Origin of the sequence: Citrobacter sp. MGH103, from assembly GCF_001034475.2 — a bacterium.
GTDB classification, from domain to species: domain Bacteria; phylum Pseudomonadota; class Gammaproteobacteria; order Enterobacterales; family Enterobacteriaceae; genus Citrobacter; species Citrobacter freundii.
Genome location: NZ_CP073043.1, coordinates 3,033,083 through 3,050,001, shown reverse-complemented (window position 1 = coordinate 3,050,001; position 16,919 = coordinate 3,033,083). Strand labels below are relative to the sequence as shown.

General features: G+C 49.0%; 18 protein-coding genes and 2 pseudogenes. 13 read left to right on the top strand and 7 right to left on the bottom strand.

What is annotated here, in order from left to right; all coding sequences use genetic code 11:
* The first annotated feature begins 146 nt into the window (after positions 1 to 146).
* The 4 genes from ghrA (at position 147) to SK33_RS14770 (ending at position 3,071) form a co-directional block, all read left to right on the top strand.
* Positions 147 to 1,085 carry a glyoxylate/hydroxypyruvate reductase GhrA gene (gene ghrA / locus SK33_RS14785; RefSeq protein WP_032948969.1) on the top strand — a complete coding sequence of 313 codons (939 nt, stop codon included), beginning with the start codon at positions 147 to 149 and terminating at the stop codon, positions 1,083 to 1,085.
* 86 nt (positions 1,086 to 1,171) lie between these two features.
* Positions 1,172 to 1,909: a phosphatase gene (locus SK33_RS14780; protein WP_003836800.1), complete on the top strand. Its 738-nt coding sequence runs from the start codon at positions 1,172 to 1,174 to the stop codon at positions 1,907 to 1,909.
* Positions 1,910 to 1,932: 23 nt separating this feature from the next.
* Positions 1,933 to 2,487, top strand: a complete 555-nt coding sequence (locus SK33_RS14775; RefSeq protein ID WP_003036073.1) for a TorD/DmsD family molecular chaperone — start codon at positions 1,933 to 1,935, stop codon at positions 2,485 to 2,487.
* Between the two features lie 101 nt (positions 2,488 to 2,588).
* Positions 2,589 to 3,071 (top strand): DUF1097 domain-containing protein, encoded by a 483-nt coding sequence (locus SK33_RS14770; protein WP_008320293.1) that lies wholly within the window; start codon positions 2,589 to 2,591, stop codon positions 3,069 to 3,071.
* A gap of 46 nt (positions 3,072 to 3,117) precedes the next feature.
* Here the strand turns inward: SK33_RS14770 and csgG are convergent, their stop codons facing one another.
* The 4 genes from csgG to csgD are packed head-to-tail and all read right to left on the bottom strand — an operon-like array spanning position 3,118 to position 5,463.
* The gene (gene csgG / locus SK33_RS14765; RefSeq protein ID WP_003036082.1) at positions 3,118 to 3,951 is read right to left on the bottom strand and encodes a curli production assembly/transport protein CsgG; all 834 of its coding nucleotides are present in this window, start codon (positions 3,949 to 3,951) and stop codon (positions 3,118 to 3,120) included.
* A gap of 25 nt (positions 3,952 to 3,976) precedes the next feature.
* Positions 3,977 to 4,390: a curli production assembly/transport protein CsgF gene (csgF, locus tag SK33_RS14760; RefSeq protein ID WP_003036084.1), complete on the bottom strand. Its 414-nt coding sequence runs from the start codon at positions 4,388 to 4,390 to the stop codon at positions 3,977 to 3,979.
* A gap of 25 nt (positions 4,391 to 4,415) precedes the next feature.
* Positions 4,416 to 4,808, bottom strand: coding sequence for a curli production assembly/transport protein CsgE (csgE, locus tag SK33_RS14755; protein WP_003036087.1), 393 nt, complete (start codon positions 4,806 to 4,808; stop codon positions 4,416 to 4,418).
* Between the two features lie 4 nt (positions 4,809 to 4,812).
* Positions 4,813 to 5,463: a biofilm master transcriptional regulator CsgD gene (csgD, locus tag SK33_RS14750; RefSeq protein WP_003036091.1), complete on the bottom strand. Its 651-nt coding sequence runs from the start codon at positions 5,461 to 5,463 to the stop codon at positions 4,813 to 4,815.
* A gap of 761 nt (positions 5,464 to 6,224) precedes the next feature.
* Between csgD and csgB (SK33_RS14745) the strand changes: the two are divergent.
* Positions 6,225 to 6,347, top strand: a pseudogene (gene csgB / locus SK33_RS14745) (curli minor subunit CsgB); the annotation flags it as partial.
* Here the strand turns inward: csgB (SK33_RS14745) and SK33_RS26765 are convergent.
* On the bottom strand, positions 6,296 to 6,508 hold the full coding sequence (locus SK33_RS26765) for a hypothetical protein (RefSeq protein WP_442781387.1): 213 nt from the start codon (positions 6,506 to 6,508) through the stop codon (positions 6,296 to 6,298). The pseudogene csgB (SK33_RS14745) and the gene SK33_RS26765 sit on opposite strands and share 52 nt — an antisense overlap.
* Positions 6,490 to 7,470 carry an IS5-like element ISKpn26 family transposase gene (locus tag SK33_RS14740; protein WP_000019445.1) on the bottom strand — a complete coding sequence of 327 codons (981 nt, stop codon included), beginning with the start codon at positions 7,468 to 7,470 and terminating at the stop codon, positions 6,490 to 6,492. Before SK33_RS14740 ends, SK33_RS26765 begins: the two co-directional genes overlap by 19 nt.
* 65 nt (positions 7,471 to 7,535) lie before the next feature.
* Between SK33_RS14740 and csgB (SK33_RS14735) the strand changes: the two are divergent.
* From csgB (SK33_RS14735) to SK33_RS14710, 6 genes and pseudogenes are all read left to right on the top strand, one after another.
* A pseudogene (gene csgB / locus SK33_RS14735) lies at positions 7,536 to 7,883 on the top strand (curli minor subunit CsgB); the annotation flags it as partial.
* Between the two features lie 40 nt (positions 7,884 to 7,923).
* Positions 7,924 to 8,373, top strand: coding sequence for a curli major subunit CsgA (csgA, locus tag SK33_RS14730; protein ID WP_003036098.1), 450 nt, complete (start codon positions 7,924 to 7,926; stop codon positions 8,371 to 8,373).
* 61 nt (positions 8,374 to 8,434) lie between these two features.
* Positions 8,435 to 8,767 (top strand): curli assembly chaperone CsgC, encoded by a 333-nt coding sequence (gene csgC, locus SK33_RS14725; RefSeq protein ID WP_003036101.1) that lies wholly within the window; start codon positions 8,435 to 8,437, stop codon positions 8,765 to 8,767.
* Positions 8,768 to 8,919: 152 nt separating this feature from the next.
* Positions 8,920 to 9,240 carry a type 1 fimbrial protein gene (locus tag SK33_RS14720; RefSeq protein ID WP_003836793.1) on the top strand — a complete coding sequence of 107 codons (321 nt, stop codon included), beginning with the start codon at positions 8,920 to 8,922 and terminating at the stop codon, positions 9,238 to 9,240.
* Between the two features lie 100 nt (positions 9,241 to 9,340).
* Positions 9,341 to 9,883: an O-acetyl-ADP-ribose deacetylase gene (gene ymdB / locus SK33_RS14715; RefSeq protein WP_048219124.1), complete on the top strand. Its 543-nt coding sequence runs from the start codon at positions 9,341 to 9,343 to the stop codon at positions 9,881 to 9,883.
* On the top strand, positions 9,819 to 11,306 hold the full coding sequence (locus SK33_RS14710) for a phospholipase D family protein (protein WP_113772695.1): 1,488 nt from the start codon (positions 9,819 to 9,821) through the stop codon (positions 11,304 to 11,306). The genes ymdB and SK33_RS14710 overlap by 65 nt, the downstream gene beginning before the upstream one ends.
* A gap of 23 nt (positions 11,307 to 11,329) precedes the next feature.
* On the opposite strand, the gene mdoC is transcribed toward SK33_RS14710, so the two are convergent.
* On the bottom strand, positions 11,330 to 12,490 hold the full coding sequence (gene mdoC, locus SK33_RS14705; RefSeq protein ID WP_048219123.1) for a glucans biosynthesis protein MdoC: 1,161 nt from the start codon (positions 12,488 to 12,490) through the stop codon (positions 11,330 to 11,332).
* Between the two features lie 271 nt (positions 12,491 to 12,761).
* Between mdoC and mdoG the strand changes: the two genes are divergently transcribed.
* Together mdoG and mdoH are read left to right on the top strand one after the other, a co-directional pair.
* Positions 12,762 to 14,297, top strand: coding sequence for a glucans biosynthesis protein MdoG (gene mdoG / locus SK33_RS14700; RefSeq protein ID WP_003836790.1), 1,536 nt, complete (start codon positions 12,762 to 12,764; stop codon positions 14,295 to 14,297).
* On the top strand, positions 14,290 to 16,818 hold the full coding sequence (gene mdoH, locus SK33_RS14695; RefSeq protein WP_046670457.1) for a glucans biosynthesis glucosyltransferase MdoH: 2,529 nt from the start codon (positions 14,290 to 14,292) through the stop codon (positions 16,816 to 16,818). Before mdoG ends, mdoH begins: the two co-directional genes overlap by 8 nt.
* Positions 16,819 to 16,919 lie beyond the last annotated feature (101 nt).

Below are 16,919 nucleotides of genomic sequence, written 5' to 3'. Positions count from 1 at the left end.
TACACAAACTTCAAGCAACATGGAGCATAAATAAGCGGGAATTGTTTTTTTTGCCAGCATCCTAAAATTTGCTACTCTGATGTTCCCTCGGAAAATGATGATAATAAGTGCGAGAAAGTTCCGCACAACAATGTTCAGGAGATAATGTGGATATAATTTTCTATCACCCAACATTCGATACGACCTGGTGGATTAATGCGTTGGCAAAGGCAATACCTGGTGCAAACGTACGTGAGTGGAAAGCGGGTGATAATGCGCATGCTGACTATGCGCTGGTCTGGCATCCGCCGGTTGAAATGCTCGCAGGACGAAAATTAAAAGCCGTATTTGCGCTAGGCGCGGGCGTCGATTCTATTCTCAGTAAACTCAATGCTCATCCGGAAATGTTGGATGCGTCGATCCCGCTTTTCCGTCTGGAAGATACGGGTATGGGCCTGCAAATGCAGGAATATGCGGTTAGTCAGGTGCTGCACTGGTTTCGTCGCTTTGATGATTATCAGGCATTGAAAAATCAGGCGAAATGGCAACCGTTGCCAGAATATACTCGTGAGGAGTTTACCGTCGGGATCATGGGGGCAGGTGTATTGGGCGCAAAAGTTGCCGAAAGCCTGCAAGCATGGGGATTCCCACTGCGCTGCTGGAGCCGTTCGCGTAAATCCTGGTCTGGCGTGGAAAGCTTCGCCGGTACTGAGGAACTGGGCGCGTTTTTGAGCCAAACTCGTGTGCTTATCAACCTCCTGCCTAATACGGCAGAAACCATAGGTATTATTAACGCTGATTTACTTAGCCAATTGCTGGATGGCGCCTACGTACTGAACCTGGCGCGTGGCGTTCATCTCAATGAAGACGATCTTCTGGCATCGCTGGACAGCGGCAAGGTGAAAGGTGCCATGCTGGATGTCTATAGCCGTGAACCGCTGCCGGAAACCAGTCCTCTGTGGAAACATCCGCGTGTGGCAATGACGCCGCATATTGCCGCGGTAACGCGCCCGGCGGAGGCGGTGGACTATATCTCCCGCACGATTTTGGATCTTGAGAGCGGGAAATCCGTTACGGGTCAGGTCGATCGCGTTCGGGGATACTAATGCTAACCCGGCGGATGCCGGGTTTCAGCTAATAAATAGCGGCGATACCTGCTATCCTTGACGAAAAATGACTACAGGAGAGAGTTATGTATCCCGTTGACCTGCATATGCATACCGTCGCCAGCACCCACGCCTACAGCACCTTAAGTGATTACATCGCTGAAGCCCGTCGCAAAGGCATCAAGCTGTTTGCTATTACCGATCATGGACCGGACATGGCGGACGCGCCTCACCACTGGCACTTTATCAATATGCGTATTTGGCCACGTGTTGTAGATGGCGTAGGGATCCTGCGCGGCATTGAGGCGAATATTAAGAATATTGAAGGCGAAATTGACTGTTCAGGTCCGATGTTTACCTCTCTGGACCTCATTATTGCGGGCTTCCATGAGCCAGTTTTTGCACCTCACGATAAAGAAACCAATACCCAGGCAATGATAGCCACGATGGCCAGCGGTAATGTGCACATCATTAGCCATCCGGGAAATCCCAAGTATCCGGTTGATATTACTGCAATTGCCCAAGCGGCGGCAAAGTACCAGGTTGCACTGGAAATCAATAACTCTTCGTTTTTGCATTCGCGTAAGGGCAGTGAGGATAATTGTCGTGCGGTTGCTGCGGCTGTGCGCGATGCTGGCGGCTGGGTGGCGTTAGGGTCGGATTCACATACTGCTTTCACGCTGGGAGAATTTGGCGAATGCCGTAAAATCCTGGATGATGTTAATTTCCCTGAAGACAGAATTTTAAACGTCACACCTAAACGCCTGTTGGCGTTTCTGGAATCGCGAGGCATGGAGCCGATCGCGGAATTTGCTGAACTGTAATTGTTACTAACTGGAATATATCAATGAACGAGTTTTCTATCCTGTGTCGTGTACTGGGCTCGCTGTTTTATCGCCAACCGCAGGACCCTTTACTGGTTCCCCTGTTTACCTTAATTAGTGAAGGTAAACTGTCCGCCAACTGGCCGTTGGAACAGGACGAACTGCTCACTCGTCTGCAGAAGAGCTGCGATATGCCCCAACTGGCTGCAGATTACAACGCGCTGTTTGTCGGTGAAGAGTGTGCTGTGCCGCCTTATCGTAGCGCCTGGGTAGAAGGGGCGAAAGAATCGGATGTTCGTGCATTTCTTTCTGCCCGCGGCATGCCGCTGGCAGATACGCCGGCAGATCACATTGGTACGCTGTTGCTGGCGGCTTCATGGCTTGAAGACCAGTCTGCGGAAGATGAAAGTGAGGCGCTTGATACCTTGTTTGTAGACTACCTGCTGCCCTGGTGTGGTACGTTCCTTGGCAAAGTTGAAGCGCACGCAAACACGCCGTTCTGGCGTACCATGGCGCCGCTAACACGTGATGCTATTAGTGCAATGTGGGACGAATTGCAGGAAGATACTGACGAATAAATGTGATTTAAATCACTTTAAACTGCAACGCAAATTATATGCTTGCATAAATTGTGTGCACGATCTCATTCCTATGCCGTTTTTCTGCTAAGATACGCGGCATGAACATACTTCTCTCAATTGCAATCACAACGGGCATTCTCTCTGGGATCTGGGGATGGGTGGCCGTTTCTCTTGGCTTACTCAGTTGGGCTGGCTTTCTGGGGTGCACGGCCTATTTCGCCTGCCCGCAAGGTGGGCTAAAAGGACTATGGATCTCGGCGTGTACGCTGCTAAGCGGTGTGGTGTGGGCGTTGGTGATTATTAACGGTAGCGCGCTTGCCCCGCATATGGACATTATTGGTTATGTCATGACGGGAATTGTCGCGTTTCTGATGTGTATCCAGGCAAAGCAATGGTTGCTTTCATTTGTACCGGGCACCTTTATTGGCGCATGTGCAACATTTGCAGGGCAGGGCGACTGGCGACTGGTTGTACCGTCACTGGTACTGGGCCTGGTATTCGGCTATGCGATGAAAAACAGTGGTCTGTGGCTGGCGTCTCGCCGTGAAAATCGAATATCGCCGACGCTGACCAGTAAATAAAAAAGCGTGAGGGTTTTCCTCACGCTTTTTATGCAGTAAAGATCCATCAGGATTCTGGCGGTACCGACATATGGCGGTATTTAACCAGAATGTCATTATCAACTTGTTTCTTATCCTGCAAATCCCACAATCCGCGATCGATGCCGTCATTAATTAAGAAGATAACGCCTGTTTCAATCGCTGACATCAGACAAAGCATAACCGGTTCGTTAGAGGTGTAGCCAATTTCACCTTCCAACAGACGCTGGTAGTCAATAAAGCGGAACACTCCAGCCTGTACTTCATAAGACAAAATGGTTTTACTGGTGTTCACTGACGACAGGATCTCACCGGTGCTGACGTTAACTACGCGCAGGTTTACCGCTATCTGGTCGAGCTGGTATTGCGTATCGGCGCCAATACCGAAATAACGCGCACCGACACCACCCGATTTAACGTTGCTTTCATAACCGATAATTGACCCTTCCACCATGACGTTTGCCGCGGTCAGGGACTGTAGCGGGATCCGGTTATTAATCGCAACCGTACCGTTTTCCTGAGCCGCACGAATGATTTTACGTTCGTTCAGCAAGTTCTGTAGCCCCTGACGTTCCAGAGGGACGAACCAACGAGAATCTTTCAATGCGGTGACAAGCATAGCCGTGGCGCTTTGCGGGACGGCGGTAGAGAAGTTACTTGCCGGGTAAGGTTTAAATTGCCCAGTCTCATCCTGAATGTTGTATACCGACACAAAGATCTTACCTGTAGGCATAGGCAGATGCGTCAAATCTTTATAGCTTTGGGCTCGGGGCATTAATGTCGGCTTAGCGGCTTCTTGAGGCGGAGCTGTTAAACATCCGCTGAGTAAAATTACTGCCACCATGATAAGTAAGCGCTGCATGATTTTTTCCTTTCGTGGCTATAATTTAGAAATCGGTCGACTGATTTTGTAAACCCGACACTTCAATAGTCGACGTTCTCCCCGTTTTCCTGTCCGTGACATTCAGTTGCAGTTGCCCATCCCGGTTGGCGATATCAACGATAAAATCGCTGGTTACCATCCTCCCCGGTTTACCGGTATTGATATTGGTGAGCAAGCCACCGAGTATTTGCGACTGTATTGCCTGGGTAAAGTTATCCAGTGCTGATGGGGTTTCAATCCCGTAATCGCCAGCACTCGGATCCTTATACGAGTTTTGCGCCTGAGCGCTGTTCAGTAAAAAAGAGCCGTTATTTGGGTTGCCACCAAAGTTAGGGTTGCGGAACTGGAACGTCATATTTCCGGCCCAACTTAATGGTGAAATCAGCATGAGCAAAACCACTGCATGTTTGACACGCATGAAAGCCTCCGGACAAAATCATGTTTTAGAATTCATCGCGCGCTAAATCGCTCGTACTTAATAGCGTTTGATCTATTTGCCGACGATTTAATGCTTCCTCAGTTTCTGCCAATGCGAAGACCACAATTTTGTCGAAGTCTCTTTTCGTCGGGAATAAAAAAGTCTGGAAGATAACGTCCTGATTGACAGTTATGGTGATCCAACTTCCCCAACGTGCACTGGGTCTTTCATTAATGGTTAAGTTTCCTGTGTACTTACTTTCCCACTTGTCACTAAAGGCACGATAAAAATCATGGCCAATGGAAGAGACAGTGTGGTCAGTCAACAGTCCGGGAACCTCCACCTCTACAGCAGCGTGTAGATTCCCGGCAGCAAGGAACAAATTTGCTGCCACAATCCAGGACAAATAGCTTTTCATGGCTTTATCGCCTGAGGTTATCATTGGCCCACGAGACCGCCTGCGTACGATTTTTGACAGCTATCTTTTTGAAAAGATTATAAAGATGTGTTTTAACCGTATTTTCACTAATAAATAGTGAACGCGCGATTTCAATATTTGAGGCGCCAATACGCAGTTTATTAAGGATCTCTTTTTCACGGTGCGTAAGTAATGCCGACTCCGTGCTGTTATAGCGGTAGTTCCCGGAATGCGTGATCAGGTAGCTGGCGAGCTTTTGTGAAAAGTAGCATTCGCCACGCAACACACCTTGCAATCCGCTGACGACACGCTGCTCATCTTCTGTTGCGTAGAATACGCCATTGATATGCGGCCAGTTTTCAATATCCCGATAAGGATAATCATCTGGGGTATTCAACAATAACGTCTTTATATTGTTGTTTTTTCTGCTCAAATTATCTTGCCAGTAATGGATCAGTTTTTTGTCTGCCTCCATCATGTCCAGTAGAACAATGCAGCTGGAGGAAATATCATCCAGAGAACGTTGAATATTATGTAGTTTTCCGGTTAACGCCAGCGATTGTTTTAAATGCTGTAATAACGCAGTTGCCTGCAGGGATGGTTTAGTGATCAACAATAATGTATGACCATGAATACTATGGACTTCATTAAACATGATGAAACTCCACTTTTTTAGTCGCACACCTGACAGCTGTCTCTACTAAAATAGAGGCACCAGAAGTACTGACAGATGTTGCACTGCTGTGTAGAAATAAAATATCGACCCAACGGGGTGAAAATATTAAAACAAATGGACTTCAACTGATTTCAATCTAGCTATTACAAATCTTAAAGCAAGTGTTAAACATGTTACAGAATGTAAATTTATATATTAAAATGTGATTTTTGGGTTTTTTAGAAGTTTAGATTTGATAGTAAAGTTGTACATTTTGGCGATACTGCATAGATTTAAAAAATCATACAAATTATAATATGGTATTGATTATTAAGAGTTAAATTTATGCTTAGATGGTTTTTGATTTCTAATGAATTCCGATCTTTTTGTCTTACTTTAAGTTGAACAATTTTAGATAGAAAAAAATGACGCTTGTCACGACTTGCACTGCTAACTATCGAAGTACCTCGCTACGAGGCCCAGAAAACGCGGAAAACGCGTTTTTTTTGTTACTGCATAGAAATTCATTCACCGGGTTAAAAAAGAAATGAAATCCAGAGCTGTAACGGTATTGTTCGCTGTTAATTAGTACTTTGGGGTGAATCTGAATATAAAAATACAACTGGCGGGTGAGTTATTTAAAATGTTTCCGCAGACATACTCTTCATCGTAACGTGGCGTTAACAAATGTAAGTCATGTTAACAACAATTTGAGTGGTAATTAATTTAACTTCATGTACGACCAGGTCCAGGGTGACAACATGAAAAACAAGTTGTTATTTATGATGTTTACAATGCTGGGTGTGCCTGGGATTGCAGCCGCGACTACAAGTTATGATTTAGCTAATTCAGAATATAACTTTGCGGTAAATGAATTAAGGAAGGTGCGAATAAGCAGGTCATTTCTTCCCAAGCTGACTCGCTGATTAAAATTTCGCGGATCTGGGCCGATTTTTTTCCCGCAAACACATCGAATCAGCCTATTTAGGCTATTTTTTCCACCATTTCTGGCGTTATTTCCGGTTTTTACTGAGATCTCTCCCACTGACGTATCATTTGGTCCACCCGAAACAGGTTGGCCAGGGTGAATAACATCGCCAGTTGGTTATCGTTTTTCAGCAGCCCCTTGTATCTGGCTTTCACGAAGCCGAACTGCCGCTTGATGATGCGAAACGGGTGCTCCACCCTGGCACGGATGCTGGCTTTCATGTATTCGATGTTGATGGCCGTTTTGTTCTTGCGCGGATGCTGCTTCAAGGTTTTTACCTTGCCGGGACGCTCGGCGATCAGCCAGTCCACATCCACCTCGGCCAGCTCCTCGCGCTGTGGCGCTCCTTGGTAGCCGGCATCGGCTGAGACAAATTGCTCCTCTCCATGAAGCAGATTACCCAGCTGATTGAGGTCATGCTCGTTGGCCGCGGTGGTGACCAGGCTGTGGGTCAGGCCACTCTTGGCATCGACACCAATGTGGGCCTTCATGCCAAAGTGCCACTGATTGCCTTTCTTGGTCTGATGCATCTCCGGATCGCGTTGCTGCTCTTTGTTCTTGGTAGAGCTGGGTGCCTCAATGATGGTGGCATCCACCAAAGTGCCTTGGGTCATCATGACGCCTGCTTCGGCCAGCCAGCGATTGATGGTCTTGAACAATTGACGGGCCAGTTGATGCTGCTCGAGCAGGTGGCGGAAATTCATGATGGTGGTGCGATCCGGCAGGGCGCTATCCAGGGATAATCGGGCAAACAGGCGCATGGAGGCGATTTCGTACAGGGCATCTTCCATGGCACCGTCGCTCAGGTTGTACCAATGCTGCATGCAGTGAATACGCAGCATGGTCTCCAGCGGATAGGGCCGTCGGCCATTGCCCGCCTTGGGATAAAACGGCTCGATGACAGCGGTCATATTCTGCCATGGCAGAATCTGCTCCATGCGGGAGAGGAAAATCTCTTTTCGGGTCTGACGGCGCTTAGTGCTGAATTCACTATCGGCGAAGGTGAGTTGATGGCTCATGATGTCCCTCTGGGATGCGCTCCGGATGAATATGATGATCTCATATCAGGAACTTGTTCGCACCTTCCTTAAGTAAGTCTTCATTTAATCAGGCAGCCATTATTGGTCAGGTTGGCACTGCGAACAGTGCAAATACCCGCCAGGGGGGCTCGAAGTTATTGTCAGTCATTTCGCAAGAAGGTTCTGGTAATCGAGCGAAAACAGACCAGACGGGATCATATAACTTTGCATATATTGATCAAACGGGTAGTTCCAATGATGCGAGTATTAAACAAGGTTCATACGGTAATACGGCGGTAATTATCCAGAAAGGCTCTGGTAATAAAGCCAATATTACCCAGTACGGTACACAAAAAACAGCAGTTGTGGTGCAGAGACAGTCGCAAATGGCAATTCGCGTGACTCAACGCTAATCCATTAACGACGTTTAAATCAATCCGATGGGGGTTTACCATGAAACTTTTAAAAGTGGCAGCATTCGCAGCAATCGTAGTTTCTGGCAGTGCTCTGGCTGGTGTTGTTCCGCAATGGGGCGGCAATCATCATGGTGGTGGCAGTAATTATGGCCCAGACTCTTCACTGAGTATCTACCAATATGGGTCAAACAACTCTGCAAATGCTCTGCAAAGTGATGCGCGTAAATCAGATGTCACCATCACACAACACGGGCGTGGCAACGGAGCTGTTGTTGGCCAGGGTGCTGATGACAGTACCATTAGCCTGAAACAGACCGGCTTCCAGAACAGTGCCACTATCGATCAGTGGAATGCAAAAAATGCTGATATTAGCGTGACCCAGTTCGGTGGCCGCAACGGTGCGTTGGTTAATCAGACAGCCTCTGACTCCAATGTGCTGATTCAGCAGGTTGGCTTTGGTAACAACGCTACAGCTAACCAACACTAATTCAGTTTTCTGACTGATAATAAACAGGGCGTGAGCCCTGTTTTTTTTTCGGGAGAATATGATGCATACGCTATTACTCATTGCCGCGCTGGCAAATCAAATAACATTCAATACAACTCAGCAAGGTGATATGTACACCATTATTCCTCAGGTGACGTTAACTCAACCGTGCGTATGTGAGGTACAAGTCCTCGCCATACGTAAAGGGTCCGGGGGACAAAGCCAATCGCAGCAGAAAACAAGCCTTTCGGTCCCCGCTAATCGGCCGATTGAATTAACTAAACTGAGCTTTAATATTTCACCTGAGGATTCGGTCAAAATTATCGTTACCGTTTCGGATGGGCAGTCTCTGCATCTGTCTCAGCAATGGCCAGACTCAAACAGTCACCAATGATTTTTTTGCTGTATTTGCATTAAGGGTGTGGCTGGGAATGCACTGCTGTTCTATGAATATAGAGACGTTTGAACGTTTTAATTTGATCGTTAATCACAGCGGCGAAGGATCATTTCGATCCCTCAAGGATGGCTAATCATTGAGGAACCCTTATGTGTACATTATTAAAGCGTTTTTTAAGTATCAGCTTGTGCAGCATTTCTCTTTTTACCCTCCCCGCAATGGCGCAACAAATCTCAACCGGCGGGGTTATTCATTTTCGCGGTGCAATAGTTGAATCACCTTGCGATGTTAACGCTCGGCAGCAGCAAATTGAATTGTCATGTATGCGCGACGGCACCACCCGTAATAGTCTCTACAATCAGCAACAGGTCGCGACTGCCCCTCAAAATGTGCAGCAAATTGCCACAGTCAAAATGCACTATCTCAATGAACAGAAAAACATGGCAATTCTTAACATTGAATATAAATGAATCATTCCGGCGTACATATGCACACGTTTGGTTAAAAAGTGAGATTTCCGGGAAAACCCTGCTGTACACTTAACAAATAGTGTTTGGTCAGGGGGAACTTATGCAATCACGTGTTCATGTGTTACATGGCGATATTACGACGATCGCTGTTGATGTGATTGTCAACGCGGCGAATCCATCGCTATTGGGCGGAGGTGGCGTCGATGGAGCGATTCATCGCGCTGCAGGGCCTGCGTTGCTGGCGGCCTGCAAACAGGTTATCCAGCAACAGGGCGAATGCCCAACCGGTCATGCGGTTATCACCCTGGCAGGAAACTTGCCCGCCAGGGCGGTGATCCACACCGTGGGGCCCGTATGGCAGGGTGGCGATCATCATGAAGCTGAACGCCTCGAAGAGGCTTACTTTAATAGCTTGCAACTGGCCTTAGCCAATGGCTATCAGTCCATTGCTTTTCCGGCGATTAGCACCGGGGCTTATGGTTATCCCCGCGCTGCAGCGGCAGAGATCGCGGTTAAAACGGTGTTGAAATTTATCACCCGACGTGCGCTTCCCGATCAAATATACTTCGTGTGCTTTGATGAAGAAAACGCTCGGCTATACAAGAGATTTCTTACCCAGCAAGGCGATGAACGCACGGACTGATATGACGCGACTTGAGCGTGCCATCACGCCACTTTGTGAAAACCACCCGGGAGAATGCGGCATTCTGACGTTGGATGACAGCCTGGATGCATTTGCTGCTCGCTATCGGTTGACGGAAATGGCGGAACGTACCCTGGATGTTCAGTATTACATCTGGGAAAGCGACATGTCCGGGCTATTACTATTTTCCGTTTTGCTGGCCGCGGCGAAGCGGGGCGTCCGGGTGCGTTTGTTGCTGGATGATAACAACACGCCAGGTCTGGATGACACGCTGCGTTTGCTGGACAATCACCCTAATATAGAAATCCGTCTGTTTAATCCCTTTTCCTTTCGTATCCTGCGTGCACTAGGCTATTTAACCGATTTTGCCCGGTTGAATCGACGTATGCACAATAAAAGTTATACCGCTGACGGCGTCGTAACTCTCGTGGGCGGGCGAAATATCGGCGATGCCTATTTTGGCACAGGTGAACAACCGCTGTTTTCCGATCTGGATGTTATGGCTATCGGGCCGGTGGTCCAGGATGTTGCTGACGACTTTGAGCGTTACTGGCACTGCCGCTCGGTTTCAACATTGCAAAATGTACTTGAGGTGGCTGAGCCAGCTTCAACGCAAAAAATCGAACTTCCAGAATCCTGGTATAACGATGACATCACGCGTCGCTATCTACATAAGCTGGAAACCAGCCAGTTTATGACCCACCTCGATCAGAGATCACTACCGCTGATTTGGGCGAGAACGCGCTTGCTGAGTGATGATCCCGCAAAAGGAGAGGGGAAAGCGCCGCGCCACTCACTATTACCGCAGCGTTTGTTTGACGTGATGGGATCTCCCACCGAGCGTATTGATATTATTTCCGCCTACTTTGTACCAACTCGCGCCGGTGTGGCGCAGCTCCTGAGACTGGTGAGAAAAGGCGTTAAGATCGCGATTTTAACTAATTCTCTGGCGGCGAATGATGTCGCAGTCGTTCACGCAGGCTATGCACGCTGGCGAAAAAAGCTCTTGCGCTACGGTGTGGAGTTATACGAGCTCAAACCAACTCGCGATCGCGTTTCAGCAGTACATGACCGGGGGTTAACCGGTAATTCAGGCTCCAGCCTGCATGCGAAAACCTTCAGCATTGACGGTTGTAAAGTGTTTATCGGCTCGCTTAATTTTGATCCTCGTTCAACGCTGCTCAATACGGAAATGGGGTTTGTGATTGAGAGTGAAGTACTGGCCGAGTTGATTCATAAACGTTTTATGCAAAGCCAGCGTGAAATGGCCTGGCAACTACGTCTTGATCGGTGGGGAAGAATCAATTGGGTCGACAGACTTTCTGGCAGTGAACAGGTACTGAAAAAAGAACCCGCCACAGGATTCTGGAAGCGGGTTCTGGTAAAGCTGGCGTCCGTGTTACCCATTGAGTGGTTGCTCTGAACCACACAATGATTGACGGAAAACTAACCGGCCACGGCCTTGTTTTTATCCTGCCTGACGGGTGGTTTACCCGAAAAGAGAAACTTCAGCACCGGGATCCGTAAATGGATTTCGTACAGTATTACCGCAATCCCGACTACAAACAGTAGACCGCAGAGAAAGCCCAGCAAATTCGACTTGATATGCGGTGTGATGTAAGCGCCAAAAAACAGCGTTAACGGATGATGCACCAGATAGATAAACAGAGATGCGTTGACAAAATAGGTCACGCGGGCTGACTGGAAATTCAGCAAACGGTGACCAAGTGAAAAGACGACGTTCACCATCCACAGGCCCATAACCATGGTAATAACATATTCGGTTTCATACATCCAGGCATCGCCGTTGCCGTAACGTTGATTGAGCAGGTATGCGACAAATGCGCATGCGGCCCCCAGCGTGCAGCCGCGCGATGGCGTGGTAAACAGCGCTTTCAGATTAGGATTGATAAACGCCAGCGCACCGAGCATAAAGAAAGGCACATAAAACAACGTTTGCATAACGATAAAATTAAACATGCCATCGCTGAGAATCGAAGGGTAGAGAATTAAAATCGTTCTTCTGACGGCGGCATAACCGAAACCCAGCACTGCAAAAATCAGCGTTAACTTCGTCATTGACACCGCAGGCGCGCTGCCGACGTCGCTTTGCGTCAATCTGTGTTTCATCTGGGTAAACACCCACATGCTTAGGGTCGTTAACACCACGAGAACCAGTAAAAACCACAGATGGGAAATCAGCTCCCAGGCCAGCGCGTTGTATTTATCGTAGCCGCTGAGGGTATGCCAGCTGTCTGCTTTCCCTTTCACGTATTGCAGCATGATAAATTGCGGCAGCGTAAGCAGTGGAATCGCGGTCAGCATAGGGATCCCCACGCGTTCTACACGCACTTTCCACCAGCGCTTTAACGGATAGCGTAGAAATAGCATGTAGGAAAAATAACCCGAAATGACAAAGAAGACTTGCATGCGAAAAGCATGGATAAAGTCATTGAACAAGGTCAACCACCACGATGGTTCTGCGCTGTTCACGTGCCATGTGTGGGTGGAGTAGATCAATGAAATATGAAACGGGATCCCTAACAACATTAGCCAGGCACGGATGGAGTCAAGAAAATATTCGCGTGGTGGTGATACAGAGCTCATAGACAGTTATGTATTCTCAGACTTTTCGTCTTATCCCTAAGACGAATAATGGTTACATTCGAGGGCAACCCTACACGAAGTCTAACAACCTGTCTCCAGGATAAGCACGCAAAGTGAAAACAGGCAGACGAACCTGCTTAAACCATGAGCCAGCGCGCGAACAATACAGGGATTCAGTTGTCGGAATACCCGATTATCCATTAAAATGGATCGGATCAATATAAGCACACAAAGGGGGAAGTGCTTACTAATTATGAAACATAAACTACAAATGATGAAAATGCGTTGGTTGGGTGCAGCAGTCATGTTAACGCTGTACACATCATCAAGCTGGGCATTCAGCATTGATGATGTTGCAAAACAAGCTCAATCCTTAGCCGATAAAGGCTATGAGGCGCCAAAAAGTAACTTGCCCTCCGTTTTCCGCGACATGAAATATGCGGATTATCAGCAGATCCAGTTTAATCGCGATAAAGCCTACTGGAGCAATCTCAAGACCCCATTTAAGCTCGAGTTCTACCACCAGGGTATGTACTTCGACACGCCGGTCAAAATCAACGAAGTGACCGCTACTGCGGTGAAAAGAATCAAATACAGCCCGGATTACTTTAATTTCGGCGATGTTCAGCATGATAAAGACACGGTAAAAGATCTCGGTTTCGCCGGGTTCAAAGTGCTGTATCCGATCAACAGCAAAGATAAAAACGACGAAATCGTCAGCATGCTCGGTGCCAGCTATTTCCGTGTTCTGGGTGCAGGCCAGGTCTACGGCCTTTCTGCGCGCGGTCTCGCGATTGATACCGCTCTGCCTTCTGGTGAAGAATTTCCCCGCTTTCGTGAGTTTTGGATCGAGCGTCCGAAACCAACTGATAAACGTTTAACCATTTATGCCTTACTGGATTCTCCGCGTGCAACAGGAGCGTATCGCTTTGTCATCATTCCTGGTCGTGACACGGTAGTCGATGTTCAGTCCAAAGTTTATCTGCGCGACAAAGTAGGCAAACTTGGCGTAGCACCGTTAACCAGTATGTTCCTGTATGGACCGAACCAGCCTTCTCCGACGACTAACTATCGTCCAGAACTGCATGACTCTAACGGTTTGTCCATCCACGCTGGCAACGGCGAATGGATTTGGCGTCCGCTGAATAACCCGAAACATCTCGCGGTGAGCAGCTTTGCTATGGAAAATCCGCAAGGTTTCGGTCTGTTGCAGCGTGGCCGTCAGTTCTCGCGTTTTGAAGACATCGACGATCGTTACGATCTGCGCCCGAGCGCATGGATCACGCCAAAAGGCGATTGGGGCAAAGGTAAGATTGAGTTAGTTGAAATTCCAACTAACGATGAAACGAACGATAATATCGTTGCGTACTGGACCCCGGATCAACTGCCTGAAGCCGGTAAAGAAATGAACTTTAAATATACCCTGACGTTCACGCGTGATGAAGACAAGCTTCATGCGCCTGATAACGCCTGGGTACAGCAGACACGTCGTTCTACCGGTGATGTTAAACAGTCCAATCTCATTCGTCAGCCTGACGGTACCATCGCGTTTGTGGTGGACTTTTCCGGCACCGATATGAAAAAGCTGCCGCAGGATACGCCGGTTACCGCACAAACCAGTATTGGTGACAACGGTGAAATCGTTGAAAACACCGTGCGCTACAACCCGGTCACTAAAGGTTGGCGTTTGGTATTGCGCGTGAAAGTGAAAGACGTGAAGAAAACCACTGAAATGCGTGCTGCCCTGGTCAATGCCGATCAGACGCTGAGTGAAACCTGGAGCTACCAGTTACCTGCCAATGAATAAGACAACTGAGTATATTGACGCAATGCCGCTTTCGGATATCGAAAAAGCGGCACTGCCGAAAACTGACATCCGCGCCGTTCATCAGGCGCTGGATGCTGAGCATCGTACGTACTCGCGCGAAGATGATTCACCGCAGGGTTCTGTAAAAGCTCGTCTTGAGCAAGCATGGCCGGATTCTCTGGCTAAAGAGCAGTTGGTTAAGGACGATGAGGAGCGCGATCAGTTACAGGCGATGCCAAAAGCAACGCGTACCTCTATGTTCCCCGATCCCTGGCGTACCAACCCGGTTGGGCGTTTTTGGGATCGTCTGCGTGGGCGTGATGTGACACCGCGTTATCTTTCGCGTTTGACGAAAGAAGAACAAGAGAGCGAGCAAAAATGGCGTACCGTAGGCACCATCCGCCGCTATACGCTGTTGATCTTAACGCTGGCGCAAACGGTCGTTGCAACCTGGTATATGAAGACGATCCTTCCTTATCAGGGGTGGGCATTCATTAATCCTGCAGACATGATGGGGCAGGATTTGTGGGTCTCCTTTATGCAACTGCTGCCCTACATGCTCCAGACCGGCATTCTTATTTTGTTTGCCGTACTTTTCTGTTGGGTATCAGCGGGGTTCTGGACCGCGCTGATGGGCTTCCTGCAATTGCTGATTGGACGGGATAAGTACAGTATCTCGGCCTCAACGGTCGGGGATGAACCGTTGAATCCTGAACACCGTACGGCGTTGATTATGCCTATCTGTAACGAGGACGTTGATCGCGTATTCGCGGGACTTCGCGCCACGTGGGAGTCGGTCAAAGCAACGGGCAACGCTGAGCATTTCGATGTTTACATTCTGAGCGACAGCTACAATCCAGATATCTGCGTGGCAGAACAAAAAGCGTGGATGGAGCTGATTGCCGAAGTGCAGGGCGAAGGACAGATTTTCTACCGCCGTCGTCGTCGTCGCGTGAAGCGTAAAAGCGGCAACATTGATGACTTCTGCCGTCGCTGGGGAAATCAGTACAGCTACATGGTTGTGCTGGATGCTGACTCAGTGATGAGCGGTGACTGTCTGAGCGGCCTGGTGCGCCTGATGGAAGCGAATCCGAATGCCGGGATTATCCAGTCTTCACCGAAGGCTTCCGGTATGGATACGCTGTATGCGCGCTGCCAACAGTTTGCGACCCGTGTTTATGGGCCGCTGTTTACCGCCGGGCTTCACTTCTGGCAGTTAGGCGAATCACACTACTGGGGCCACAACGCAATTATCCGCGTGAAGCCGTTTATCGAGCACTGTGCGCTCGCGCCGTTACCGGGCGAAGGTTCGTTTGCGGGCTCGATCCTCTCCCATGACTTTGTCGAAGCGGCGTTGATGCGTCGTGCCGGCTGGGGCGTGTGGATTGCTTACGATCTGCCGGGCTCTTATGAAGAGCTACCGCCGAACCTGCTGGATGAACTCAAGCGCGACCGTCGCTGGTGCCACGGCAACCTGATGAACTTCCGTCTGTTCCTGGTTAAGGGGATGCACCCGGTTCACCGTGCGGTGTTCCTGACTGGTGTGATGTCCTATCTGTCCGCGCCGCTGTGGTTTATGTTCCTCGCGCTCTCTACCGCATTGCAGGTGGTGCATGCGTTGACGGAACCGCAGTACTTCCTGCAACCGCGTCAGCTATTCCCGGTATGGCCGCAATGGCGACCTGAACTGGCGATCGCGCTGTTTGCTTCAACGATGGTGCTGTTGTTCCTGCCGAAGTTGCTGAGTATTTTGCTCATCTGGTGTAAAGGGACGAAAGAGTACGGCGGGTTTATCCGCGTTACGCTGTCGCTGCTGCTGGAGGTTCTGTTCTCCGTGCTGCTGGCACCAGTGCGCATGTTGTTCCATACCGTCTTCGTCGTGAGCGCTTTCCTCGGTTGGGAAGTGGTGTGGAATTCGCCGCAGCGCGATGACGATTCCACCCCGTGGGGTGAAGCATTTATGCGTCACGGTTCTCAGTTACTGTTGGGGCTGGTGTGGGCTGTGGGTATGGCCTGGCTGGATCTGCGTTTCCTGTTCTGGCTGGCACCGATTGTCTTCTCGCTGATCCTGTCGCCGTTTGTTTCAGTGATTTCCAGCCGTTCCACGGTGGGGTTACGTACCAAGCGCTGGAAGCTGTTCCTGATCCCGGAAGAGTATTCCCCGCCGCAGGTGCTGGTGGATACCGATACTTATCTGGTGATGAACCGTAAACGTACGCTGGACGATGGCTTTATGCATGCGGTGTTTAACCCGTCGTTTAACGCACTGGCCACGGCCATGGCGACTGCACGCCACCGCGCCAGCAACGTGCTGGAGATTGCACGCGATCGTCATGTGGAACAGGCGCTGAACGAAACGCCGGAGAAACTGAATCGCGATCGCCGCCTTGTATTGTTGAGCGATCCGGTGACCATGGCACGTTTACATTATCGCGTCTGGAATTCACCTGATAAGTATTCTTCGTGGGTGAACTACTATCAGGGATTGACTCTGAACCCGTTGGCGCTCAGGAAAAAATAAGCGTTCTGTAACGTGAAAATACCGGCCTGGTGCCGGTATTTTTTTGTCACCCCTAAACCACCTCCTAGGGAGGTGGTGATTGATCCTGTAAGGCTATAGCC